Raw genomic sequence first — 25102 nt, forward strand, 5'->3', positions numbered from 1 at the left:
CGGGTTGAGAGTAGGTAGACGACCACCATGAAGAGCGTGTCCAAGACCGAGGAGATCTACTTCCTGTCCGGCAAGCGCACCCCGTTCGGTACCTACGGGGGCAGCCTGAAGGACCTCAGCGCCACCGACCTCGCCGTGGAGTCGGCGAAGGCCGCCCTCGCCCAGGCGAAGGTGTCTCCGGAAGACGTCCAGCACGTCGTGTACGGGAACGTGGTGCAGACCAGCTCGGATGCCATCTACCTGCCGCGCCACGTGGGCCTGCGCACCGGCGTGCCCGTCCCCGTGCCCGCCCTGGGAGTCAACCGGCTGTGTGGCTCCGGCTTCCAGGCGTTCGTCACCGCGGCGGAGATGATGCTGACCGACCAGGCGAGCTGCGTGCTGGCTGGCGGCACGGAGTCCATGAGCCAGGCGCCCCACGTCATCCGCGGCGCCCGCTGGGGCCTGCCGCTGGGCAAGGGCGGCTTGGAGGACATGCTCTGGACGGCCCTCACCGACAGCTACACCGGCCAGGCCATGGCGCTCACCGCCGAGCAGCTCGCGGTGGACTACGCCCTCACGCAGGAGCACGTGGACGAGTACGCCGTCCTCACCCAGAAGCGCTTCGCCGCCGCGCAGGAGGCGGGCCGCTTCAACGACGAGATTTCCCCCGTCACCCTCAAGGGGAAGAAGGGCGACACCGTCGTCTCCCGCGACGAGCACAACCGTCCGGAGACCACGGTGGAGGGGCTGCGCAAGCTGCCCAAGGTCTTCAAGAAGGACGGCGTGGTGCACGCGGGCGCGGCCAGCGGCATCTGCGACGGCGCGGGCTCCATGGTGATGGCCACGCGGAGCTTCGTGGAGAAGCACGGGCTGAAGCCCATTGCCCGGCTGGTCAACTGGGGCATCTCCGGGTGCGACCCGAAAATCATGGGCATCGGCCCCGCGCCGGCCATCCGCCGGCTGCTGGAGCGCGCGCAGTGCCAGCTGTCCGACGTGGACCTCTTCGAGGTCAACGAGGCCTTCGCGCCGCAGTACCTCGCGGTGGAGAAGGAGCTGGGCCTGCCGCGTGACAGGACGAACGTCAATGGCGGCGCCATCGCCGTGGGCCACCCGCTGGGAGCCTCGGGGGCTCGCATCACCACCACGCTGGTGTACGAGCTGAAGCGTCGCGGCGCTCGCTATGGTATCGGGTCTGCCTGCATCGGTGGCGGCCAGGGCATCGCGGTGCTGGTCGAGGCACTCTGATGGCCGCACAGGACACGGGACGCGAGATGAGCAACGAGGTGGACGCGAAGACGGCCCGTGAGCGGGCCAAGGCCATCGCCGAGCAGCGCCGCGCCGAGCGCCGCAACCGCAAGCGCAAGTGCGTGGTGTGTGGCGTGGAGGAGAGCGACAAGACGCCGCTCACCGCGCACCCCGAGGGCATCGGCCCGTCCTGCAAGGACGAGGTCGCGTGCCTGTCTCGCAAGGCCGCAAGCAGCCGGTGAAGCCGCGGGCCCGGGCCCCGCGCCGTCCTCCGGGCGGCCCGGGCCAGCCCCGGCCTGGTGTCCGACGAAGAACTGCGGGCCCCGGGGCCCGGGAGGGAACCTGGCAGACGGGACGCGGTGGACGCCGGGTCCGCCAGGACCGGAATTCGGCCCCGTTTCTTGATGGCGGAATCGTCTCGGGGTAAACGTCCAGAATCTCTGGTTTAGACGAGGGTCGGAATGGGCGTTATCAGCTTCACGGGAGTCAAGGTGTTCTCCACCACTCTCGCGCGTGACCGCGAGAACATGGGTGAGAACATCACCAAGTGGCTCAAGGAAAACCCCAACGTCGAAGTGGTGGACAGAGTGGTGACGCAGTCCTCCGACAAGGAGTTCCACTGTCTGACCATCACGCTCTTCTACAAGCCGAAGGCCTGAGCGGCCGCGCGGCGGAAGGAAGAGTCGGTGTGCGAGGGCGCTCTCCCTGATAACGGGGATGGGCGCTCTTGTCGTTTGGGGTTGCGAAGCGACGGGTGTTCCACCACCTTTGGACGGCTCTTTGAGGGGCGAGTGGAGGAGTACTGAATGCGACCGATGCGCAGCTTCGGCGGCAGGGGCGGCGGCGGGCTGCCCAGCCTGGAGACCATGGCGTCCAAGCTGGCCGTCGCGCTGGTGGCGGGTTCCGTGCTGTACCACCTCACCAAGGGAGGGCAGGGCGCGCTGCTGCTGCTGCTGCCCGACTACGTCTTCGGCAGCTTCTTCCTCTGGCAGCCGATTACCTACGCCTTCATCGAGAGCAGCCCGCTCGGCATCATCTTCGGCGCCATCATCACCTGGTCCATCGGCGGCTACCTGGAGTCAATCTGGGGAGGCAAGCGCCTGCTGATGGTGGCGCTGGGCGTCACCGCGCTGGCGGGCTTCATCACCGTGCTGCTGGCCATGCTGGTGCCCGGCGCGACGGCGCGGGCGTACACCGGCGGCAACGTGCTGACGACCGTGCTGTGGGTGGCGTACGGGTTGAGCATCGGCCGGGGTGAGACGAACTTCTGGGGCATCCCCCTGTCGGGCAACGCGCTGGCCGGCGTGGGCGCGGGCTTCGTGGTGCTGATGGCCATCATCGGCCCGTGGCAGGCGCAGGTGCCGGACCTGCTCGCGCTGGGCATGGTGTTCGCCTACGTGCGCGGCGCCAACCCGCGCCGGCTGCTGTTGCACTTCCAGCACTGGCGGCTGCAGCGCCAGCTGAAGGACCGCTCCAAGCACCTGCGCGTGGTGCCGAAGAACCAGAGCCGTCCGGACCGGGACCAGTTCCTCAACTGACCCCGGGCCTCGGGAGGCGGCCTTTCAGTGGGCCGCCTCGGGGTGGCCGTACTGCTTGAGCTTGCGGTAGAGCGTGGCCACGCCGATGTCGAGCTGCTCGGCGGTGCGCGCGCGGTTGCCGTCGTTCTGCGCCAGCACGGCGAGGATGTACTCCTTCTCCATGTCCTCCAGCCGACGCGGGTTGCCGGTGGGCATGAGGTTGGGTGGCGCGGCGCGCACCTCCTCGGGCAGGTCGTCGCGCTCCACGCGCTGGCCCTCGCACAGGGCCACCGCGCGCTCCACCGCGTTGCCCAGCTCCCGCACGTTGCCGGGCCAGCCGTAGCGCAGGAGCTGGTCGACGGCATCGGGGGCCAGGCCGGCCACCTTGCGGCCCAGCCGCTCCGCGGCCTCGGCGAGCAGCAGCCGCGCCAGGGGGAGGATGTCCTCGCGCCGCTCGCGCAGCGGGGGAATCTTCAGCTCGATGACGCGCAGGCGGTAGTAGAGGTCCTGGCGGAAGCGGCCCAGGCGCACCTCCTCCGCGAGCTCGCGGTTGGTGGCGGCCACCAGGCGCACGTCCACCTTGCGGCTGGCATTCTCGCCCACGCGTCGCACCTCGCGCTCCTGGAGGACGCGCAGCAGCTTGGCCTGCATGGACGCGGGCACCTCGCCCACCTCGTCCAGGAAGAGGGTGCCGCCGTGGGCCGCCTCGAAGAGGCCCGCGCGGTCATGCGTGGCCCCGGTGAAGGCACCCCGCGCGTGGCCGAACAGCTCGCTCTCCAGCAGGCTCTCCGTGACGGCGGCGCAGTTGACGGCGACGAAGGCCTTGTGCGCGCGGCCGGACTCGTCGTGGATGAGCCGGGCGATGCGCTCCTTGCCCACGCCGCTCTCGCCGGTGACGAGCACCGTGGAGTCCACCTTCGCCGCGCGGCGCGCGAGGTTGATGACCCGCAGCATGGACTCCGAGCGCGCCACCATGCCCGCCGGGTCCTCCGTCACGCCCGCGCGCGCCAGGGACTGGCGCTTCGCGCGCAGCTTGCGCTCGGCCTGCTTCAGCGCGTCCGTCACCTGCGCCAGCACGCCCTCCATGCACTGCGTCTCGTAGAAGCGCAGCACCTCGGTGCACTCGGTGCTCCACTCCTCGGCGGGCCGGCCGACGAAGTGGCAGGCCGCGTCCCCACGGCCCACGCAGCGCAATTCCGTGCCGTAGATGGGCTTGCCGTTGACGTAGCTCATGTAGCCGGACGCGAAGCCGGTGAGGCTCCAGCACACCGGCTGATCCGCCTGGCCCAGGTGCAGCAGGTGCTGCTCGGCTTCATAGGAGTCGCGCCACTGTGCCTCGGCGAAGGGCTCCGGGCCCTCGTCCGGCCGGCGCTCCATGCGCTCCACGCGGACCTGGCCCTGCAGCATGTGCAGGCGGCCTCCGGCCCGGCGCCACACGGACTCGTCCGGCCAGGCCACCGCCGTCTTCAGGGCCTCCGCCGTCCGCCAGCCGTGCGCGTAACCCAGCCGGGTGAAGATGCCGCGAGCGGCGGTGATACCCACCAGGTCGATGAGCTCCTTGCGAAGCAGGCCCAGCGCCACCGGGTCCATCAGCATCGCCCGCTGGCCGGCGAAGTGGATGAGCCCGCCGCCCGGCTCGAAGGACAACAGCTCGTTCAAGCCCAGCTCGAATCCGCCAGCCACGGTGTACGACTCCCTTCCAGAGTGATGTGTCTCTCTATCATTATGAGAGACCCGTTGCATGCCCTGCCAGGAGACTGGAGTCATTCCAGCGGGTTGGCGTGTTACGTGCCTTGGTCCTGGGGTTGCAGTAGAAGGCTTCCGTCGTGAATGGATGCACCGAAGACAAGGCTCGCGCATCAGAGAGCCCAGAATTTACGCCGCTGGATTTCAACTTTGTCGATGCGCGGCTTCGCGCCGCGCGCCTGAAACCGCAGTACCCAAGGAGCACACCCCAAATGAAGATGTCCATGAAGAGCGCTGTCGCCCTGATGTTCGCCCTCCCCTCGATGGCGCTGGCTTCCACGTGGGACGTTGACGGTTCCCACTCGAGCGCGGGCTTCACCGTGAAGCACATGATGGTGTCGAACGTGAACGGCTCGTTCAACGTGAAGAGCGGCACCGTGAATGTCGACGAGAAGGACATCACCAAGTCCACCGTCGAGGCCGTCCTGGATGCCACCACGGTCAACACCGCCAATGCCAAGCGCGATGAGCACCTGCGCGCCCCCGACTTCTTCGACACGGCCAAGTACCCGACCATCACCTTCAAGTCGAACAAGGTGGAGAAGGCCGGCGAGGGCATGCTGAAGGTCTCCGGCAACCTGACCATGCACGGCGTCACCAAGCCCGTCGTCCTGGACGTCACGGGCCCGACCAAGGAGTCCAAGGACCCCTGGGGCAACACCCGTACGGGCGTGCAGGCGACCACCAAGCTGAACCGCAAGGACTTCGGCCTGACCTACAACGCGGCGCTGGAGACGGGCGGCGTGGCGGTGGGTGAGGAAGTCACCGTGAACCTGGACCTGTCGCTGGTGAAGAAGCAGCCGGCGGCGGCCCCGGCCAAGCCTGCGACCGCGACGGACAAGAAGTAGTCCGAAGCCCCAGCCACGCTGAATGACGGAGGGGCCTCCCACGCGAGTGGGGGCCCCTCTTTCACTTGCGGGCTCGTGGGAGCGCGCGGGCGGGAGTGTGGGGGAGGGAGCACCCGGTCCGGGCACTCCACTCCTTCCGGGGTGGAGCCTCAGCCCTCCGCCACCGCCTGCACGCTGGAGCGGTAGATGAAGATGCGGGCGGTGTTGGTGCGCTGGTCCGCGGGGATGACGAAGAAGCCCGGGGTGGCGCCCTTGAAGTCCTGCGAGAAGCCCGCCACCTGGCGACCGTCGTTGAAGGTGACGCGAATCTTCTGGCCCTCCGCCTGCGGCTGGCGCGCGCCGGCGGTGAGCATGAAGAAGATGGCCTTCACGCGCTTGCCCGGAATCTGCTCTGGGGCGAAGCCGCTCTGCTGCTCCAGGTTGATGACCTCGTCGAGCAGGTCCGCGTCGCGGATGGTGCCGCGCTTCACCTGACCCTCGACGGTGTGGATGATGACGCGGTGCTCGCCCTCCACGAAGGAGGTGATGGGCGCCGAGTCCACCACGGCCGCCTGGGCGAAGAACGGCTCGCGCGTGACGACGCGGTTGGGGGCGGGCGCCTGGGTCGCGGCCGGGACGACGACCGGGGTGCCCGTGCTGGAGGCCCTGGGCGCCGCCGTGGCGCCCGTGGGAGTCCGGGTGACGGCGGCGGTGACCACCGAGGCCGCGGCCATGATGGCGGCGACGGGCGCGGGCGGAGGCGGCGCGAAGGCCGGGGGCGGCGGCTCCACGGACTCCTCCACGAGCTCGATTTCGGCCATCTCCGGCTCCATCTCCACCGCGACTTCTTCCTCGATGGGGGAGGCCGGCGGAGCGTCGAGGCCGACGTCCACGTCGTGCGACGCGGAGAAGTCCTGGGCCGGAGCACCGAAGGGATTGGCGCTGGCCTCCCAGGCGGGAGCCGGGGGCTCGGCGGCCCACGGCTGGGCGGACGCGTCACTCCAGGAGGACTCCGGCTCCACCTCCACGGGCGCGTCGCTCCACTCGGGCTGGGCGGCCTCGACGGGCGCGTCCGCGAGGGAGATTTCCTCGGCGGGGGTCTCGCTCCACGCGGCGGCGGGCGGGGGCTGCTGCGCGCTCCACTCGGCAGCGGGCTCGGCTTCCGCCGTCACCCACTCGGGCTGTAGCTCCTCCGGGGCGGCTTCGGCGACCGGAGCGGAGTCCCAGGTGGACGCGGGCTGTGCGCCGGGCTCGGCCCACTCGGATGCAGGCGCCTCGGCGGTGGGAGACCACTCGGACGCGGCCGTGGGGGCGGCCTCGGCGTCGGTCGTGGACCACTCGGCCTGGACGGCGTCGGCGGGCAGCTCCTCCATGGGGGCAGCCCACTCGGCCTGGGGCGCGGCGTCGGTGGCGGGCGTGGCCCACTCCGACTGAGCGGCCTGGGGCGCGGCGTCGGTGGCGGGCTCCGACCACTCGGCCTGGACGGCGTCGGCGGGGAGCTCCTCCATCGGGGAGGCCCACTCGGCCTGCGCGTTCAGCTCGGGAGCCGCTTCGGAGGAAGGCGTCCACTCTGCCTGAACGGCCTCGGGAGCGAGCTCCTCGACGGGCGTGGCCCACTCGGGCTGGGCCGCGTCGGAGGGGGCCTCGGTGGACTGAGCAGCCCACTCGGTCTGGACGGCTTCGGGAGCAATCTCTTCGACCGGCGTCTCCCACTCAGCCTGTACGGCTTCGGCGGCGGGCGTCGCCCACTCGGGCTGCGCGGGCTGGGATGCGGCTTCGGCGGAGGCCCACTCCGCCTGGGCCGCCTCGGGCGCGGCCTCCTCGATCGGCGTCTCCCACTCAGCCTGGACAGCCTCGGGCGCGGCCTCTTCGATAGGCGTGGCCCACTCGGCCTGCACGGCTTCGGAAGCCGCTTCGGCGGAAGGCGTGGACCACTCGGCCTGCACTGCGTCGGGAGCGAGCTCCTCGACAGGCGTGGCCCACTCGGCCTGCGCGGTCTCGGGGGCGGCTTCGGCGGAAGGCGCGGCCCACTCGGTCTGCACGGCCTCGGGCGCAAGCTCTTCGACGGGCGTGGCCCACTCGGTCTGCACGGCCTCGGGAGCGAGCTCCTCGACGGGCGTGGCCCACTCGGCCTGCGCGGTCTCGGGCGCAAGCTCTTCGACGGGAGTGGCCCACTCGGCCTGCGCGGTCTCGGTCTCGGGCGTGGACCAGTCGGTCTGCGCGGGCGCTGCTGCGAGTTCCCCCGCAGGCGTGGCCCACTCGGCCTGAACAGCCTCTGGCGCGACTTCCTCGGCGGGCGTGGCCCACTCGGCCTGGACCTCTTCGGAGGCGGCCTCGGTCGCGGGGGTGGCCCACTCCGGCTGTGCCGACTCGGGGGCAGCCTCTTCAGCGGGCGTAGCCCACTCGGCTTGCACTTCCTCGGAAGCGGCTTCGGCGGGCGCGGCCCACTGAGTCTGCGCGGCTTCGGGAGTGGCCCACTCAGGCTGGGCGGCCTCGGGAGCGGCCTCCGTCTCCAGCGTCTCCCACTCAGGCTGCGCGGACTTGGGCGCTGACCAGGCAAACTGGGACGTGTCGGAGATCGGCGCGTTGGCCGGCGTGGCCTCTTCGACGGGCGTGGACTCCTCGGCCGACGTGGCGGACCACTCGGAAGCAGGCGACTCGGCGGTGGCGGTGGACCACTCGGAAGGATTCGCGCTGGTCTCCGGTGTTGTCTCGCTGACCCACTCGGGCTGGAGCTCCGTCGCAGCCTCCGCGTCCCCGGTCATGGAGGCCGGCTCGGAGGCCGAAGCCCACTCGGGCTGCAGCTCGATGGCGGCGGCGTCTTCGGTGGAGGCGGACCACTCGGGCTGCTGCGCGGTGTCGGACGTCTCCGCGGAGGTCGGGGTCCAGGGCTCGCCGGTCGTCCCCATCTCCGACACGAAGTCCGCGTTGGTCGCGAGCGGCACCGCGTCCGACGGGTCCCCGCTCCAATCGGCGCTGGGAGTCGGCTCCTCGCTCATGAGCGGCACGGCCTCGGTCGAGTCCGTGCTCCAGTCCGCGACGGAGGCGTGCTCCTCGCTCCGCAGCTCCAGCCCGCGCTCACCGGCGGAGGCGAAGTTGCGGTAATCCACGAACTCGCCCGCAGCGGCGAGCGGCACCGTTTCCTCGGGGCTGCCGCTCAGGTCGAACATCTCCTGCGCGGAGGGCGTGCTCGCGAACTCACGCGAGGGGGCGGGCGCCGGATCCCCGTCGACCGCGAGGGTTTCAGCCTGAAGGTCCGGGCCCACCTGCACGGCGCGCAGCTCGATGGAGGGCACGTCCGAGGCAGTGAAGGGAGACCCGATGGGCGCCGGAGAGAACCCGGCGGGCTCCGCCTCCGCGCCAAGGTCGGCCGCGTCGAAGGTGGGAGGCTCCGCGCTCTCAGGGGCCGACTCGATGTCCAGGACATCGAGCGACGGCTCCTCGGCGGCAACGGCCTGGGCGGAGGCAGTGTCATACGCGGAGTCCGGAGTCTCCGCCGTGGCGAAGTCCGTCGCCTCGGCGGCATCCAGCTCCAGCGTGGGGACGCTCTCCTCGGAGCCGGGGGCCTCCGCGGCCATCGCCGAAGGCTCCTCACTCACGTCGGAAGCGTCGAGCGCAATCTCCTCGGAGGAGGCCTGTTCCCAGGTCGCGCCCGTCTCATTCGGAGCCGCCGTGGCGGACTCCTGGGCGTCCGCGTAGGGCGTGGCCTCGCCGACGTCAGACGCGTCGAGCGCAATCTCCGCCGGGGCGGCCTCGCTCATGTCGGAAGCGTCGAGCGCAATCTCGGAGGACGGCTGCGTCCCGCTCACGTCGGAGGCGTCGAGGGCAATCTCCGCCGGAGCGGCCTCGCTCACCTCGGACGCATCGAGGGCAATCTCGGTCGAGGACGGCTGCGCCTCGCTCACGTCGGAAGCGTCGAGGGCAATCTCCGCTGGAGCGTTCTCGCTCTCGGAGGCGTACTCCGCCGCCGACGTCTCGACTTCCATGCTGGCCTGAGCCGTCTCGCTCAGCTCAGCGGACTCGAACTCGGAGGAGGGCAGCTCTCCGGCCGGCTCGCCCGAATCCCAGGCGCTGGCCTCCGCGGACGGAGTCGCCTCGTCGGGGGACGCGGCCTCGATCATGTCCGACGCATCGAGCGCGAGCTCCGAGCCCGACTGCGCGGCCTCCGTGTCGACCGGCTCGGCCTCCATGGACATGAAGTCGTCGGAGCCCACGTCCACGGCGCCCGTGTCCTGGGCGGCGACGTCGATGATGTCAGCCGAGTCGGCGGGCTCGCCCTGCGCGGATTCCACGGCGAGCGGGGCGGAATCCCACGCATCGTCCATGGGAGCGCGCGCGTGCTCCTCGGCGAGCAACGGCTCGCTCTCGGCCGTCGCGTCGACCAGCTCGACCTCGGAAGAAGCCACTTCCAGCTCGGCGGAGGCGAACTCCGCTTCATCAGAGGACCGCTCGGCCTCGACGGCGGGCGTCTCGGCGGGAGCATCCGGCGCCGACTCGATCTCCATCGACATGTCGGCGAACGACGACTCCAGCGAGGGCTCCGTCTCGGCGGCGGCGTAGGCCGGCGCCTGCTCCGGCTCGCTGACCGAGGAGAAGTCCTCCTCCGCGGAGACAGCACTCGAGGACTCCGGCAGCGGCTCGGTGCTCGGCGACTGGCCGTCCGCGCCCATGAGGTCGGCGCTGACGTCCGCGAACGACGCGGAGGGGTCCGAAGCGGTGTCCTCCGAGGCCACGTCCCCTTCCATCACCTCGAGCACGTCCTCGGCGGGGGATGCGGCCTCTTCGGTGGCGGTCTCGGGCTGCGCCTCCAGCGACTCCTGCTCCGGGGCGGGCGTGGACTCTGCGGCGGCTCCAGGGCTCATCCACGGCGCGGGCTCGCTCAGCGCGGGGATGTCGATGTCGTCCGCGTTGAGGCTGAGCGGATCCGGCTCGGCGGGAGCCTGCGGCGCGTACCCCTGCTGCCAGGCCTGCTGCGCGTTGGGGTCATACGCCTGCGCGTTCGGGTCATACGCCTGCTGCGCGTTCGGGTCATACGCCTGCTGCGCGTTCGGGTCGTACGCCTGCGCGTTGGGGTCGTAGGCCTGCTGCGCGTTCGGGTCATACGCCTGCGCGTTGGGGTCGTAGGCCTGCTGCGCGTTCGGGTCATACGCCTGCGCGTTGGGGTCGTACCCGCCCTGCTGGGGGTAGCCCGCGTAGCCCTGGCTCGGGTCATAGCCCGGCTGCGCATAACCCTGGTTCGGGTCATAGCCCTGCGCGGCGTAGCCCTGGTTCGGATCATACCCGGGCTGTGCATAGCCCTGGTTCGGGTCGTAGCCCGGCTGGTCATAGCCCTGGGCGGGGTAGGCGTACCACTGGCCATCCTCGCCGTAGTAACCCTGGGGCTGCTGCTCATAGCCCTGGGTGGGGTAGGCGTACCACTGGCCGTCCGCGCCGTAGTAACCCTGGGGCTGCTGCTCGTAGCCGGCGGGGTAGGCGTACCACTGGCCATCGGCGGCGTAGTACCCCTGGGGCGCCGCCTGCTGCTGCCAGGCGGACGCGTCCGCCACGGGAGCCGTGTCCTGGATGCCCAGGAGTCCGCGCAGCTCGCTCCAGCGAGCCTCCTCTACAGGAGACAGGCTTCCCAGCTTCCGCTTCTCGTCCAGGAAGCGAAATTCTCTCATCGCGGCGCGCGTGTCCGACATTCTTCACCTTGCTGCGGACAGCGTACGACCCGGCTCCTGCCGCAGCATGAATGGGGGGCTGCGAGTCTAGGGGACTCCCGGGGAGGGGTAAACCAATTGGACCGGGCTCGCCTGGCAGCCTCCCCTACTGGAGAGCTTCCCGCACGTCCTCGTCCAGAGTCGCCAGGGTTTCCCCGTAGTGGTCCCGCAGGGCTTCCTCGATGGGCTTTCCCCCACCCACCTGCTTGACGAAGGTGATGAACCGGTCCGCCCCGCCCCGGCGGAGCAGCTCCCGGACGGCCGTGGCGGAGGTGGCATAGGCGATATCCGGGTTCCGGGTGGCGAGGAGGGCCTGTGAGGCCAGGTCCGCCAGCCGGGGCAGGGTGCCCGCCTTGGCCGCGCCCGCCAGGGTGTTGCGGAGGGTCCGGTGGGGAGAGTCCTCGCGCCCCAGGTAGCGCCACTCCACGTACTCCGCGAGTCCCTCGTTGAGCCAGATGGGCAGGCTGTCGCGGGCGCCCCGGCTGTACTCGTCCAACACCGCGTGCACGTACTCGTGCACCAGGGTGGCCTTGGTCTCCTGGGTCAGCTCCGCCGCGTCGTTGAGGCGGATGGCGTCGTCCGAGTACAGCCCGGCCACGAGCCGGGCCTTCGTCGCGCCGAAGTGCATCCGGAACTCCTCACGGGTGTAGAGGACGACATCCACCGGCCGCTCGCGCGTCTCGCCAATCTGGGTCCGGGTGAAGTCGTACGCCTCGTCCAGCGCGGAGACGACGCGGCCCTCGTACTCGGCGCGCTGGCCGAAGTCGCGCTCGTTGTTGAAGTAGCGGATGGTGAAGCGCCCGTTGGAGCGCGTGCGCATGCCGCTCCGGTCCGTGCTGGACTCGTAGGCGAGGCTGACGGGGCGCGTGGCGCCCGAGTCGTCCGCGCGGCCCACCGCGGGCGCGGTCTCCAGCGCGGTGCCCGACGGGCGCCGGCCCGTCTTGCCATTCATCATCCGCTCCAGGCGCTCGGCCTCCTTGCGCGCCTCGCCCTCCTCGTTCGTCTTCGCCCGGGCCTGCTGCAGCAGCCGCTTCGCCTCGGCGGCCTCGCGCGAGCGGGGCGGCACCTTCTCCAGCACCGCCAGGGCCCCCGCGGCGTCCTGCTCCTCCAGCAGCAGTCGGCCCAGCTCCAGCCCGAAGGTGCCCTCCTTGGGGTGGCGCTCCAGGCCCTTGCGCAGGGCGGCCTCCGCGGCGGCGCGCTGGTCCGTCTTCCGCGCGGAGCGGGCCAGGCACTTCAGCGCACCGGCGGACTCTTCGAAGGCCACGGCGCGCTCGCCCAGCGAGTACGCCATCACCGCGTCCTCCTCCAGCAGTGCCTCGCACCCCTTGAGGAGCGCCCCGGAGATGGTGCGGCGCTGCGCGTCCGGCACGCCCGTCACCTCTCCGGAGGCGAAGGCGAGGTACAGCTCCTCCCAGGAACGGCTGGCGGCGAGCTCCTTGGCCTTCTGGGCGGACGGAGGCGGGGCGGCGGCGAGCAGGATGGCGACGAGCAGGGCACTCATGCCCCCAGTATGGCCGAGCCCCCGCGCGGTCGCGCAAGACCCCCTTGCGTCCCGGGTGTTACTTGCGCGCCACCTGCCAGCCCAGCTGCTGCAGGGCCTGCATCAGCTCATCGATGTGGGCGGGACCGGTGGTCTCCAGGGTGACTTCCACCATGGCCTCGCCCAGGCCCGCCTTGGAGAAGGCGCGCTCGTGATGGATTTCCACCACGTTGGCGCGCAGGTCGGCGACCTGGGTGGTGAGCTTCGCCAGCATGCCGGGCCGGTCCGGCAGCCGCACCTCCAGCTGCACCAGGCGCCCCGTCTTCACCAGGCCGCGCTCGATGATGCGGCTGATGACGTTCATGTCGATGTTGCCGCCGCTGAGGATGATGGCGGTGCGCTTGCCCTTCGCCGACGGCACGTCGCCGCTGAGCAGCGCCGCCAGGCCCACCGCGCCCGCGCCCTCCACCACGCTCTTCTCCTGCTCCAGCAGCGTGAGGATGGCGGCGGCGATTTCCTCCTCGTCCACCGCCACCACCTCGTCCACGTACTTGCGCACCAGGGGGAAGGTCAGCTCGCCCACGCGCTTCACCGCGATGCCGTCCGCAATCGTGGTGCCCGCGGCGGTGAGGTCCACGAGGCGGCCGGCTTCAATGGACGCCTTCATGCTGGCGATGGTGGAGGTCTGCACGCCCACCACGCGGATGCCGGGCTTCTTCTCCTTCAGCGCGCAGGCGATTCCGGAGATGAGCCCGCCGCCGCCGATGGGGACGAGCACCACCTCCAGGTCCGGGCACTGCTCCAGCAGCTCCAGGCCGATGGTGCCCTGGCCGGCGATGACGAGCGGGTCGTTGAAGGGGTGGACGAAGACGGAGCCCTCCTCCTTCTGGATGCGCAGCGCCTCCGTGTAGGCCTCGTCGAAGTTGGAGCCCTTGAGCACCACGCGCGCCTTGTACTCGTCACGCGTGCGCGACACCTTGATGAGGGGCGTGCGCTCCGGCATGACGATGGTGGCTGTGATTCCCAGCCTCAGCGCGTTGAAGGCCACGCCCTGCGCGTGGTTGCCGGCCGACGCGGCGATGACGCCCCGGCGCCGCTCGTCCGGCGTCAGCGACAGCAGCTTGTTGAGCGCGCCGCGCTCCTTGAAGGCCCCCGTGCGCTGGAGGTTCTCCATCTTGAAGTACACCGCCGCGCACTCCGTCCGCTCCGTGAAGTAGTCCGACTGAGGACACGGGGTGGGGCGGATGACCGGGCGCAGGCGCTCTCGCGCGGCGAGGATGTCCTGGAGGGTGACCATTGAGGGCCGCGTGTAGCGGATGCGGGCCCCGGGAGGAAGAGACACGCGGCGGGCGGCCGTCCTGCCGCCCGTTCCGCCGCGCCGCGCCACGTCCACCGGGTGACACCCAGGTGCCTCGGTGCCTCGTGGCGGAGTGCGTCAGATGCCGCGAAGCACCGTGGCCTTGCCCACCCGGCCAATGGCCAGGATGTAGGCCGCCGTCCGCATGGAGACCTTCCGCGAGCGGGCCACCTGCGCCACGCGCTCGTAGGCCTCCTTCATCGTCTTCTCCAGCTCCGCGTTGACGCGCTCTTCTTCCCACGAGAGGTGCTGGAGGTTCTGCACCCACTCGAAGTAGCTCACCGTCACGCCGCCCGCGCTGGCGAGCACGTCCGGCACCACGAAGATGCCGCGCTTCTCGAAGATTTCGTCCGCCTCCGGCTGGGTGGGGCCGTTGGCGCCCTCGATGATGAGCTTCGCGCGCACCGCGTTGGCGTTGTCCCGGGTGAGCACGTGGCCCAGCGCGGCGGGGATGAGCACCTCGCAGTCCGCCGCCAGCACGTCCTCGTTGGAGCACGGCGTGCCGCCCGTGAAGCCCGTCACCGTGCCGGTGCGCTTCACGTGCTCGAAGAGGGAGGGCACGTCCAGGCCCTGCGGGTTGCGCACGCCGCCCAGCACGTCCGCCACCGCCACCACCACGCCGCCGTCCTCCCAGAGCAACTGCGCGGTGTGGCTGCCCACGTTGCCGAAGCCCTGGAGCGCGAAGCGCGTGCCCTTCACCGGCAGGCCCAAATCCCGCATGATTTCACGGCACACGTAGAGCAGGCCGCGCCCGGTGGCCGCCTCACGGCCCTTGGAGCCGTACAGCTCCAGCGGCTTGCCCGTCACCACCGCCGGCGAGTGGCCGTGGTAGCGCGAGTACTGGTCCATGATCCACGCCATCACCTGGGGGTTGGTGTTGACGTCGGGGGCGGGGATGTCACGCGTGGGGCCGATGACGTCCTGCACCTGGTCCACGAACTTGCGGGTGAGCCGCTCCAGCTCCTTGAGGGACAGCTGTGACGGGTCGCACGCGATGCCGCCCTTGGCGCCGCCATAGGGGACGTTCACCACCGCCGTCTTCCACGTCATCAGCGAGGCGAGCGACGCGCACTCGTCCTGGTCCAGCAGCGGGTGGTAGCGCAGGCCGCCCTTCATGGGGCCCCGGCTGTTGTCGTGCTGAATCCGGTAGCCGAGGAACGTGCGTATCTCCCCCGAGTCCATCTCGATGGAGACCTGCACCTTCACCTCGCGCAGCGGCGTGGCGAGCAGCGTCTCGATGGGGGTGCCCACGTCCATGATCCGCGCGGCCTTGCGGAAGAAGTAGTTGGTGCCCTCGACGGCGCTCATGACTCGGAATGCTCCTGAAGGCGCGAAGGGCCGCGACGGGCCCTCAGCGTGCGAGAGACGTTAACAGAAGGGGTGCGCTACCATAGGAAACAGCCATGTCTCCCGGTCCGTCAGACGCTTCTTCCTCGAACGGACACCTGCAGGGGCTGGCCAGACGCATCCGCGCGCTGCGGGAGCGGCGAGGCCTCACCCAGGAGGACTTCGCCGCCCGGTGCGGCATCTCCGTCTCCTTCGCGTCCCTGCTGGAGCGCGGCGAGCGCAGCCCCAGCTACGAGACGCTCCTCCAGGTGGCCTCCGCGCTGGGGCTTCCCCTGTGGGAGTTGCTGAGGCTGGACGACCCGCAGGACGCCGGTGTGTACCGGCTGGAGTCCTTCGTCCGGGCCCGCCGCCTGTCGCGCGCGGACCTGGACCGGCTGCTGGCGGTGGCGGAGGTGATGTTCAGCGAGGCCTCCCCGTCCGGAGAGGAGGAGGCCCGGCCCGCGCCCGCCCCGTGTGGCGAGCCCGGGTGTGTCCGGCCGGTGCTCGCCCGGGGCCTGTGCACCGCCCACTACCATCGGGAGCGGCGCAGGAAGGTGGCCGGAGCGGGCACCGGCTCCGGAGCCTGACGGCTACTTCTTCTTCGCCCGCTCCACCTTCAGCGTCCGGTCGCCGTGCTGCTTGCCGTGGGTGGTCTCGAAGCCGGCCACGTCCTCGTCGGCGACGAAGACGTACGCATAGGTGGGGCGCAGGTCCATGCGCACCACCTTGCCGGCGGGGGCGCCCGCGGCCTCCAGCGCGGCGGTGACACCCGCCTCGTCCAGCCCGTCCTGACGGCCCAGGCCCACCCAGAGGCGCGTCTGGCCCGGCACGTCCGGCGGGGCCTCGCTCCTCGGGCGGCGCTCCTCGCGGGCTCCGCGCGGGCGATGGCGCTCCACCTTCAGCGCCTTCTCGCCGTGCGGCTTGCCGTTGAGGGCCTCGAAGGCCGGGGCGTCCGCCTCGGCCACGTAGGCGTACCCGTACGTGGGCCGCAGCACCACCTTCAGCACCTTGCCAGCGGGGGCGCCCAGGGCCTCCAGCGCGGCGGGCAGCTTCGCCTCGTCCATGCCGTCATCCATGCCCAGGTTGGTCCACAGCTTCGCCTCGCCGGGGCCCGCGTCCGGGGACGGGGGCGGGCGGGGCGTGGCCTCGCGCTCGGTGCGCGGCTTGCTCCGCTCCACGCGCAGCGTCTTGGTGCCCTGCTGCTTGCCGTTGAGGGCCTCGAAGCCCGCGACGTCGTCCTCCGCGACGAAGACGTACGCGAAGGTGGGGCGCAATTCCGCGCGCACCATCTTCCCCAGCGGGGCGCCCGCGTCCTCCAGCGCCGTGGCGATGCTGCCCGGCCCCAGGCCGTCCGCCGTGCCCAGGTTGACCCACAGCTTCACCTCGCCGGGGCCCGCCTCCAGCGCCGCCGCGCCACGGGCACCCTCGCCGCGCTCGCGCCGGGGCTCGTCGCGCCGGGGCCGCCGCTCGCGGTCCGGGGACTCCACCCGCTCCGGCCGCTCCGTGCGCTCGGGCCGCTCGGCGCGAACCGCCGGCCGCTCCCGGCGCTCCTCGCGGTCTCCACGCTCGCGCCGCTCGCCGCCGCGCTCGCGCTTGTCGCCACGCTCCCCGCGGCGCCCGCTGTCCCGGGGCTCGAACTTGCGCTCCTGCGGAGGCTCGCGCCCCTCGGCCGCGTACATCGCCGCCGCCTTCTCCATGCGCAGGTGGCTGAAGAAGTACTTCAGCAGGAAGGCGATGAGGTCGTCCGCATCCGGCCGCGTCTTGAGCTGCGCGGCCAGGGGTAGGAAGCCCTCGGAGATGGCGGAGCCGGCCGCCTCGTGGATTTCGCGCACGTGGCGCTCCACCCACAGCCGCATGGCCTCCTCGGGCGCCGGCATCTCGCGCATCTCGAACTTGATGCCGAACTTCTTCTCCAGCGTGGTGAACGTGGCCAGCTCACGCCCGGAGAAGAGGTTGATGGCGGTGCCCTTGTTGCCGATGCGGCCGGTGCGGCCCACGCGGTGCAGGTACACCGCCGCGTCCTCCGGCAGCGAGTAGTTGATGACGTACTCCAGGCCGGAGATGTCGATGCCGCGCGCCGCGATGTCCGTGGCCACCATGAAGGCCACCTCGCCGCGCTTCACCTTGCCCATCACCCGCTCGCGCTCCTTCTGCGGCAGGTCCCCGTTGAGCAGCTCCGCGTCGAAGCCGTTGCGGTTGAGCACCGCCGTCACCAGCGCCGTGTCGTCGCGGGTGTTGCAGAAGATGATGGCGTTCTGCGGCTCTTCCTTCTCCAGCACGTAGATGAGGTGGCGCGGCTTGGGGAGCGCGTCCGACACGTCGTAGCGGATGTGGTGGATGTGCTCCACCGTGAAGACGTCGCCGGACAGCAGCAGCGTCTCCGCGTTCGTCGTGTAGCGGGCGATGAGGTTCTGGATGTCGGTGGGGACGGTGGCGCTGAACAGCAGCACCTGCCGGTTCTTCGGAAGGCGGTCGAGGATGCGGGTGACTTCCTCGTAGAAGCCCTGGTTGAGCATCTCGTCGGCTTCGTCGAGGACGGCGTGGTCACACCCGTCCAGCTTCAGGTTGCCGCGGTTGATGTGGTCGAAGACGCGGCCCGGGGTGCCGACGATGATGGGGGTGCCTTCCTCGAGCGCGTCCTCCTGCTGCTTCATGGAGGCGCCGCCGTAGATGGCCGCCACCTTCACGCCCTTGTACTTCGCGAGCGACCTCAGCTCGTCCGCCACCTGGAGCGCCAGCTCGCGGGTGGGGCAGAGGATGAGGGCGCGCACGCGCTTCTCGTCGGCGGGAATCTTCTCCAGCAGGGGCAGGCCGAAGGCGGCCGTCTTTCCGGTGCCCGTCTTGCTACGGACAATCAGGTCCCGGCCTTCCATGGCCGGGCGGAAGGCGCGGGCCTGGACGGGGGTGGGGTGGGTGTAGCCGACCTCTGCCAGCGCGCGGCGGAGAGGCTCGGACAGGTTCATTTCGTCGAAGCCGATGTCCGCGACGTATTCGTCGGGACGCGTGGGGGCTTCGTCAGGCGCCGGGCTTCCCGGCGTGGGCTCTTGGTTGTCGCTCATCAGGCATGGGCATAGCCCCTGCATTACCCTCTGGCAACAATCGCTGCACTTTGCTGTATGGAGCGCCCATGGCGAATGGGAGGAAGAGAACCAAAGGGGCGACCCCCCGCCCTCGCGCGAAACGGCCGGCCACGGGCGAGGTGGTGGACGCGGAAATCGTGGATGCCCAGGCCGAGGGGGCCGAGGCCGAGCCTCAGGTGGACCCGGACACCCTGGAGCCGGACCCCGCGGAATTGGCCGAGGTGGAGCCCGAGGCGGACCTGAGCGCCCCCGTCGTCCCCACGAGGGCCCTGGCCCGGGTGGGCGAGTCCGCGCTGGCCACGAAGGACCCCCTCCAGGCCTACATGGCGGAAGTCCAGCGCCATCCCCTGCTGACCCGGGAGGAGGAGCTCCAACTCGCCCGGAAGTACCGGGACACGGCGGACGTGGGGGCGGCCTACCGGCTGGTCGCCTCCAACCTGCGCCTGGTCGTCAAGCTGGCCCACGAATACCACCGCAACCCGCTTTCCCTGCTGGACCTGGTGCAGGAGGGCAACATCGGGTTGATGCAGGCGGTGAAGAAGTACGACCCGGAGCGGGGCGTGAAGCTCAGCAGCTACGCCGCCTGGTGGATTCGCGCCTACATCCTCCGCTACATCATGGACAACTGGAAGATGGTGAAGCTGGGGACCACCGAGGCCCAGCGGAAGCTCTTCTTCAAGCTTCGCCAGGAGCAGGAGAAGCTCATCTCCCAGGGCTTCGAGGCCAGCCCCAAGCTGCTGGCGGAGCGGCTCAACGTCAGTGAGCAGGACGTGGTGGAGATGGACCAGCGGCTGGGGCACGACGAGATGTCCATCGACGCGCCCCTGCGCGGGGACGAGGACTCCGGCGCGACGCGCGCGGACCGGTACCTGCCCTCGAACGCCATGCCCGCCGACGAGCGGCTGGGCGCCGAGCAGCTCAAGGCCCTCTTCCGCGACAAGCTGGCCGAGTTCTCCCGGACGCTGGAGGGCAAGGAGCGCTACATCTTCGAGAACCGGCTCACCTCCGACGAGCCCCTCACGCTCCAGGACATCGGCGACAAGTACGGCGTCAGCCGCGAGCGCGCCCGGCAGATTGAGGCGGCCCTCATCAACCGGATGCGCGAGTTCATGCGCGAGCACATCCCCGACTTCGACCTGGTCGCGACACCGAAGGCCTGAGGCCCGCAAGGGGCTCGGCCGTCCGGCGGCCGGGAGCCGACAGTCCGGGAAGCCCCCGGGGTACATGGCCGGGCGGTGGCGATATGCTGACTGCCCGGCAACGTTCCTCCCGGACCCAGGGGGCTCTCATGCATCGCATCACCCACGCCGCGGGCGTGTGTCTCGCCATCGCCACGCTGCTGGCGCTCACCGGCTGTTCCGGCACGCTCCGTCAGAACTACGTGCGAGACCAGTCGGCCCACCACGTCTACCGCAAGCAGTTGGTGGAAATCTGGCCCGTGGTGCAGTCGGTGCTCAAGGAGAAGGGCTACTCGTGGCGGGAGAACCCGGGCCGCTTCGTGCTGGAGACGGAGTGGCGGGACTCGGGTGGCGGCACCCTGGGCCCCACCACCTCCTCGCGCTTCCTCGTGGAGGGCGTGCGCGTGGCCAGCGGGGGCGTGGCCCTGCGGGTGACGCGGCTGGACCGCACCTCCCAGTCCGTGGGCTCCAGCTACGTGGACGGCGTGGTGACGACGCGCTCGGAGCGCGCCGCCGCCATCAACACCAACAGCAGCGGCAGCAGCGGCTCGCTGCCCGCCGAGCAGCGCTTCGCCCGGGACCTGGAGCTGGAGCTGGAGCTGCTCCGGCACCTGGACCCGGAGGCGGCGGCGAAGCTGGAGGCGGACGCGAAGCGCGCCCACCCCTGAGCTATTTCCAGGGGCGGGAGATGACGCAGGCGTTGATGCCGCCCACGCCCATGGACAGCTTGCCCGCGCAGCCAGCGGGCGCGTCCACCGCCTCGTCGAAGACGAAGCGGCTGTGCACGCGCGAAATCTGCTTGTTCAGCTCGGCCTGCTTCAGCGGCGTGGAGAACACCTTGCCCTGGCCGTAGCCGAGGTACTGGGCCGTCAGCTCCCAGCCCCCGCCCGCGGACATGCCGTGGCCGAAGGTGCCCTTGCGCGCCGTAATCAGCACCGACTCGGGCATCACGTCCCGCAGGTTCTGCACTTCCAGGAAGTCGCCCGGGGTGGCGGTGGCGTGCAAATCCCAGCTCCCCACGTCCGCGGGGGTGACGCCAGCCTCGGCCAGCGCCTCGCGGATGGCCAGCGTGGGGCCTTCCTTGGACGGGGTGATGATGTGGTCCGCGTCGGCGGTGACGCCCACGGCCACCGGCTCCATGCCCAGCGGCTTGAAGCCCTTCGCCGTGAAGTGCTCCAGGTCACCCAGCACCCACACCACCGAGCCACCGGCGATGTGCGTGCCCCGCAGCGCGGTGAGGGGCTTGGAGAGGGCGGCGTCCGCGGAGATGACGCGGGCGTTGTAGAAGCCGCCGACGACGAGCGGGTTGGGCGCGGCGTCAGTCATGCCCATGACGACGGCCTTCGCCTGGCCCAGCTGAATCGCGTTGATGGCCAGCCTCAGGCCGTAGCCGAAGGACGAGCACGCGGCCACCGGGGCGAATGCCATGCCGGTGATGCGCCCCAGCATCGAAATCTGCGAGGCCGGCGTGTTGTGGATGTTCCACAGCACGTTGGAGGACACCGAGTTCCACGGCGGCTCCGGCGACATCCACTTCTTCTGGAGGCGCGCGTTGCGGGTGCGCTTCTCCTTGATGACGGCCAGCTTGGCGGACTCGATGTCGCCCTCGTCGGGCACGCCGAGGGCTTCAATCTCGCGCAGCTCGGACAGGTACTCGCGCAGCTCCGTGGAGCGGCCGGCCCAGTAGTGCCACCACGCGTCCTCGGCCTCTTCGCGCGTGGCCTCGTCCACGGTGGACGGCTCCGGAGGCAGGCCCGGCAGCGGCTCGCGCGTCTCCATCCACTGGCGCAGCACGGCGTTGCGCGCCGGGGTCGCCCAGAAGCGGTCCCACCGACGCTGGGCGCGGTACAAGTCGAGGGAGATGTTCTGGATGGTGGGCAGGTCGCCCAGGCCGGTGCCCACGTAGACGTGGGCGCGGGAGCCCAGCGCCTGCAGCTCCTGCTCCAGCCCGGGGTTCTGCGCGAGCGACTGGATGAAGGCGCCGATGGCGAACTGCGTCGGCTGGCCCATCTTCCGCTCCAGCTGCGAGAAGCGGCTGCCGGGGAAGCGCGCGTCAATCCACGGCTTGTAGTCGGCCAGCTCGAACTCCGGCATGCCGACGAGGAAGTTGTCCGGCCCGAAGCCGTTGAAGGGGGACAGCCAGCTCTCGGAGGACGACAGATTCTTCTCGAAAGCTTCGATGTTCCTGGACCGGGGGGCAACGACGCCCCAGCCAAAGATTCCGACTCTGCGCACGTGAGGCTTTCCTTCGCCGCTAGGGGGAGAGCGGCTCGATTTTCAGATTGTCGAAGTGCACGCGGGTCTTCCAACCGGAGAACCCGAAGAACTGGTTGCGCGGGCCCTGCAGGGGGGCCGGGTCCTGGAGGTTGAGGAAGGGCTGGCCGTCCAGCTCCCACGCCAGGTTGCCGCCGCGGCGGGTAATCTTGATGTGGTGGCGCTTGCCGGGCACCACGGCGGCGCCGTCGCGCACCGCGCGGTCATTGGTGTGCTCGTGCTGGCGGGCGATGGCGGACTGCGTGTTGCGCCAGCCGCCGAAGATGAAGACGTAGCCGGTGGCGGTGTACTGCAGCCGCAAGTCACCCGCGTAGAAGGAGCGGCCGTCGCCCCAGGCCTCCACCTTGATGTCGCCCTCGGGGTTCTCCGTCCAGGCGTCGAACTCAATGGTGGCGTTGGCGGGGATGGGCTGCTTCAGCCAGACGGGGCGGTTGTGGACCAGCTCCACCACCAGCGCGCCGTCCTGCAGCTTCACCGCAGAGGGGTTGGTGACGTTCCACGCGTCGCCCAGCGTGGCGCGGTTGAAGTCGTCCGCATAGGGGCCGGGCGGCGGCAGCGGGGCGGCCGCGGCGGGCGCGGTGGCGGGCAGCCGGTCCGGCGTGTCCACGCGCAGGTTGTCGAAGAAGAGCTGGGACTCGTTGCCGGACAGGCCGAGCCTGTCGTTGCCCGGGCCCTTGAGGGGGAGCGGGTCGTCCAGCTCCAGCATCAGCTCGCCGTCGATGGACCAGCGCAGCTTCTGGCCGCGGCGCTCGATTCGCCAGTGGTACGTGCGGCCCGCCTGCACCGGGGTGCCGCGCGCTTCCACGCGCACCTGGGTGTCCTGCTTGTAGACGCCGGAGCCCACCAGGTCCACGTTCGCCTCACCGCCCGCGCGGGCGGCGCGGCGCCGGAGCGCGTCCATGTTGGGGGCGCCCAAATCCTTGCGGGCGATGACGGACAGGGAGTTGTTCCACCCGCCCTGCACCAGGACGTAGCCCGAGGACGGGTCCACGCCGTTGCCGAAAATCTCGACCCGGATGTCCCCCTCGGGGAACTCGGAGCGGACATCCAGCTCCACGGCCACGTCGTCCGGCAGCGGCGCCTGGAGCCAGAGGGGGTTGTTCTTCACGCCGGGGCCGAGCAGCTCGCCATTCACGGTGCGCCAGAGGCCGCCGGTGGCGAAGAAGTCGCGCTTCACCACGGCCGGGTCCGAGAAGTCCTGGGCGTAGGGCACCGCCGCCGTCACGTCGGACTGGCCGCGGACGAGGGCGTAGTGGATGAGCGGGAACTGGATGAGGAGGATGAGGCCGGCGAGCACGGCCCAACCCCGCCGGGACAGCCCCTGGGGCTTCACCCACGCGTCGGAGGGCGCGGGGGCTTCCTGCCGGGGAGCGGGCTCCGTGGGGGCTTCCTGCTGCTTCTCCTTGCGCCTGGCCTGGCCCATCAGTCCTTACGGGGGGGAATCCTGGGGGAAAGGCGGCGGAATGTACGCGCCGGGGCGGTGGACGTAAAGCGCGCCGGAGGCGGGCTACTTGACCCCCCAGCGCTTCTCGAGCGCCTGCTGCTCCGCCTGGCGCTGCTTCAGCCGTTCCCGCTCGGCGCGCTGCTTGTCCGCATCCTCGGGAGAGGGGCGGACGGCGAGCTGGTACACCGCGCCCGCCACCGCGAAGAGGGCCGCCGCGACGATGACGCCCCAGGGCCGGCTGGCCACCGCCGCCACCAGGCCGCCGAACTGGTGCATCGCCGCGAGCGCGCCGATGACGAGCACCCACGCACCCACCGCCGACGCCACCAGCGCGCTCACCACGCGGTGGAGCAGCGCGCCCACCAGCCCGCCGATGATGAAGCCCGGCGCGAAGCCCAGCAGGAAGTCCTGGGGCCCGGCAATCTGCCCGGCGACCAGGCCCAGCGGCACGCCCAGTCCCACGAAGGTGATGGCCGGGGGGAAGAGGAAGCCCATCGCCAGCAGCACCGCCGCGACGATGGTGGGCAGCCGGGGGACGACTTCCGGTATCCCCAGCTTGGTGGTGAGGATGCCCGTGCACCACAGGCCGAGCACGGCGCCGATGGGTCCCGCCAGCACGCGGAACAGCCGCCCGCCGCCCGCGAGCAGCAGCGTCACCCCGACGACACAGCAGACGATACCCGCCCACATGGGCAGCAGCCGGTAGATGGCCACCCAGCCGGAGGGGTTGAACGTCTGGTATGCCCTGAGGGCCTGGAGGAGGCCTTCCATGTGGCTCCATCTCCTTGCTTCATCTTGCTTCATTGAAGCGGCGCGCGCCCGGAACGGCCGCGCGAGCCCGCTAGCTTACGCGTACCGGGACAGTGCGAGCACCAGCAGCACGAAGAAGACGGCGGCGGCCAGCAGGGCGAAGCCGTAGAGCCGGGGGGGCGTGGAGGTGCTCCGGAGCAGGGCCTCCGCCTCCGCCCGGTCCTCCGGGGAGGGGTTGCCCGCCAGGATGCGCTCGGCGTCGCGCCGGGCCCCGGCCACGTCGCCGGCCTCCCTCCGGGCCCAGGCGGCCTTCACCTCGGCCGAGCCTGGCTCCGGGGGCGTCTGTCCGCCTTTTGCCATGAGGGCTCTCTATACCGGGGAATGCGCATACCCGTCGACGGTATATAGAAACTCCTTATGTCCGCGCGGCGATTGACCCGTCGAAACCTCCTGCTCGGCACCGCCGCGCTCGCTCCGTTGCTGTCCCGACGGGCGGACGCGTTCGGTGAGAAGAGCCGCTTCATCCCCGCTGTGGTCCGGCACGGAGGTCGCTGGGACGCGCGAGTGTCCGGGCTGCGCCGCATCGCCTGGGAGCTGCAGCGCCGCACCTCCGTGGAGGTGGTGCCGGACGCGCGCCCCTTCCTGCTCAGCTCGCCGGAGCTCTTCGAGTACCCCTTCCTCTACATGGGCAGCGATGGGAGCTTCCCCGCGCTCACCGAGGCGGAGGTCATCAACCTGCGGCGCTACCTCACCTACGGCGGCTTCCTGCTGGCGGACGCCAATGACGGCAGCGACGGGGACGGCTTCGACGCGTCCTTCCGCCGGGAAATCGCGCGGGTGCTGCCGCAGAACCCGCTGACCGAGGTGCCCTCCACCCACGTGGTGTTCAAGTCCTTCTTCATGCTGGACGCGGCGCCGGGGCGGCTGCTCAACAAGCCCCAGTTGATGGCGTCCATGCTGGGCAAGCGCGCCGCGGTGCTGTACTCGCAGAACGACCTGGCCGGGGCCTGGAGCCGCAGCGAGGCCGGCGACTACGAGTTCGACGTGTCCCCCGGCGGCGAGCCCCAGCGCGAGCTGGCCGTTCGCCTGGGCATCAACATCTGCATGTATGCCCTCTGCCTCGACTACAAGGATGACGCCGTCCACCTGCAGCTCATCCTCAACAAGCGGCGCTGAAGCACCGGCCTGACGCCGAAAGCC

General features: G+C 70.7%; 19 protein-coding genes. 9 read left to right on the forward strand and 10 right to left on the reverse strand.

Annotated elements, in window-relative coordinates; genetic code table 11:
* Positions 1 to 27: 27 nt before the first annotated feature.
* The 4 genes from G4D85_RS08015 to G4D85_RS08030 all read left to right on the forward strand — a co-directional run bounded on the left by G4D85_RS08015 (position 28) and on the right by G4D85_RS08030 (position 2762).
* A complete protein-coding gene (locus tag G4D85_RS08015; RefSeq protein WP_164009681.1) occupies positions 28 to 1224 on the forward strand; it encodes an acetyl-CoA C-acetyltransferase in 1197 nt (398 codons plus the stop codon).
* A gap of 26 nt (positions 1225 to 1250) precedes the next feature.
* Positions 1251 to 1466: a hypothetical protein gene (locus G4D85_RS08020; RefSeq protein WP_164010534.1), complete on the forward strand. Its 216-nt coding sequence runs from the start codon at positions 1251 to 1253 to the stop codon at positions 1464 to 1466.
* Between the two features lie 219 nt (positions 1467 to 1685).
* Complete coding sequence (locus tag G4D85_RS08025) at positions 1686 to 1883, forward strand: hypothetical protein (protein WP_163995518.1); 198 nt, start codon at positions 1686 to 1688, stop codon at positions 1881 to 1883.
* 147 nt (positions 1884 to 2030) lie between these two features.
* Positions 2031 to 2762: a DUF1751 domain-containing protein gene (locus G4D85_RS08030; RefSeq protein ID WP_164009683.1), complete on the forward strand. Its 732-nt coding sequence runs from the start codon at positions 2031 to 2033 to the stop codon at positions 2760 to 2762.
* 24 nt (positions 2763 to 2786) lie between these two features.
* Here the strand turns inward: G4D85_RS08030 and G4D85_RS08035 are convergent, their stop codons facing one another.
* Positions 2787 to 4424: a sigma-54-dependent Fis family transcriptional regulator gene (locus G4D85_RS08035; RefSeq protein WP_164009685.1), complete on the reverse strand. Its 1638-nt coding sequence runs from the start codon at positions 4422 to 4424 to the stop codon at positions 2787 to 2789.
* Positions 4425 to 4699: 275 nt separating this feature from the next.
* On the opposite strand from G4D85_RS08035, the gene G4D85_RS08040 reads away from it, so the two are divergent.
* Positions 4700 to 5335 carry a YceI family protein gene (locus G4D85_RS08040; RefSeq protein WP_164009686.1) on the forward strand — a complete coding sequence of 212 codons (636 nt, stop codon included), beginning with the start codon at positions 4700 to 4702 and terminating at the stop codon, positions 5333 to 5335.
* A gap of 149 nt (positions 5336 to 5484) precedes the next feature.
* Here G4D85_RS08040 and G4D85_RS08045 read toward each other — a convergent pair whose 3' ends face one another.
* From G4D85_RS08045 to G4D85_RS08060, 4 genes are all read right to left on the reverse strand, one after another.
* Complete coding sequence (locus G4D85_RS08045; RefSeq protein ID WP_240359143.1) at positions 5485 to 10974, reverse strand: DUF6982 domain-containing protein; 5490 nt, start codon at positions 10972 to 10974, stop codon at positions 5485 to 5487.
* Between the two features lie 145 nt (positions 10975 to 11119).
* Entirely contained in the window at positions 11120 to 12514 is a 1395-nt protein-coding gene (locus tag G4D85_RS08050) for a peptidase MA family metallohydrolase (protein WP_164009691.1), read from the reverse strand.
* A 58-nt stretch (positions 12515 to 12572) separates the two neighbouring features.
* On the reverse strand, positions 12573 to 13790 hold the full coding sequence (ilvA, locus tag G4D85_RS08055; protein ID WP_164010537.1) for a threonine ammonia-lyase: 1218 nt from the start codon (positions 13788 to 13790) through the stop codon (positions 12573 to 12575).
* Positions 13791 to 13928: 138 nt separating this feature from the next.
* Positions 13929 to 15158 carry a Glu/Leu/Phe/Val family dehydrogenase gene (locus G4D85_RS08060; protein ID WP_164009693.1) on the reverse strand — a complete coding sequence of 410 codons (1230 nt, stop codon included), beginning with the start codon at positions 15156 to 15158 and terminating at the stop codon, positions 13929 to 13931.
* Between the two features lie 95 nt (positions 15159 to 15253).
* Between G4D85_RS08060 and G4D85_RS08065 the strand changes: the two genes are divergently transcribed.
* Positions 15254 to 15763, forward strand: a complete 510-nt coding sequence (locus tag G4D85_RS08065) for a helix-turn-helix domain-containing protein (RefSeq protein ID WP_164009695.1) — start codon at positions 15254 to 15256, stop codon at positions 15761 to 15763.
* 3 nt (positions 15764 to 15766) lie between these two features.
* Here the strand turns inward: G4D85_RS08065 and G4D85_RS08070 are convergent, their stop codons facing one another.
* Entirely contained in the window at positions 15767 to 18235 is a 2469-nt protein-coding gene (locus G4D85_RS08070; RefSeq protein WP_164009697.1) for a DEAD/DEAH box helicase, read from the reverse strand.
* Positions 18236 to 18303: 68 nt separating this feature from the next.
* Here G4D85_RS08070 and G4D85_RS08075 point away from each other — a divergent pair, with 68 nt between their 5' ends.
* Positions 18304 to 19416 carry an RNA polymerase factor sigma-32 gene (locus tag G4D85_RS08075; protein WP_164009699.1) on the forward strand — a complete coding sequence of 371 codons (1113 nt, stop codon included), beginning with the start codon at positions 18304 to 18306 and terminating at the stop codon, positions 19414 to 19416.
* Positions 19417 to 19544: 128 nt separating this feature from the next.
* Positions 19545 to 20102, forward strand: coding sequence for a hypothetical protein (locus G4D85_RS08080; protein WP_240359144.1), 558 nt, complete (start codon positions 19545 to 19547; stop codon positions 20100 to 20102).
* 1 nt (position 20103) lies between these two features.
* Here G4D85_RS08080 and G4D85_RS08085 read toward each other — a convergent pair whose 3' ends face one another.
* From G4D85_RS08085 to G4D85_RS08100, 4 genes are all read right to left on the reverse strand, one after another.
* A complete protein-coding gene (locus G4D85_RS08085; protein ID WP_164009703.1) occupies positions 20104 to 21669 on the reverse strand; it encodes a beta-ketoacyl synthase N-terminal-like domain-containing protein in 1566 nt (521 codons plus the stop codon).
* A gap of 19 nt (positions 21670 to 21688) precedes the next feature.
* Positions 21689 to 23131 (reverse strand): DUF6250 domain-containing protein, encoded by a 1443-nt coding sequence (locus tag G4D85_RS08090; RefSeq protein WP_164009704.1) that lies wholly within the window; start codon positions 23129 to 23131, stop codon positions 21689 to 21691.
* An 84-nt stretch (positions 23132 to 23215) separates the two neighbouring features.
* Positions 23216 to 23923 (reverse strand): hypothetical protein, encoded by a 708-nt coding sequence (locus G4D85_RS08095; protein ID WP_164009706.1) that lies wholly within the window; start codon positions 23921 to 23923, stop codon positions 23216 to 23218.
* 75 nt (positions 23924 to 23998) lie between these two features.
* Entirely contained in the window at positions 23999 to 24262 is a 264-nt protein-coding gene (locus G4D85_RS08100) for a molecular chaperone DnaJ (protein ID WP_164009708.1), read from the reverse strand.
* Between the two features lie 57 nt (positions 24263 to 24319).
* On the opposite strand from G4D85_RS08100, the gene G4D85_RS08105 reads away from it, so the two are divergent.
* The gene (locus G4D85_RS08105) at positions 24320 to 25078 is read left to right on the forward strand and encodes a DUF4159 domain-containing protein (protein WP_164009710.1); all 759 of its coding nucleotides are present in this window, start codon (positions 24320 to 24322) and stop codon (positions 25076 to 25078) included.
* The last annotated feature ends 24 nt before the right edge of the window (positions 25079 to 25102 follow it).

Origin of the sequence: Pyxidicoccus trucidator (assembly GCF_010894435.1) — a bacterium.
GTDB lineage: Bacteria > Myxococcota > Myxococcia > Myxococcales > Myxococcaceae > Myxococcus > Myxococcus trucidator.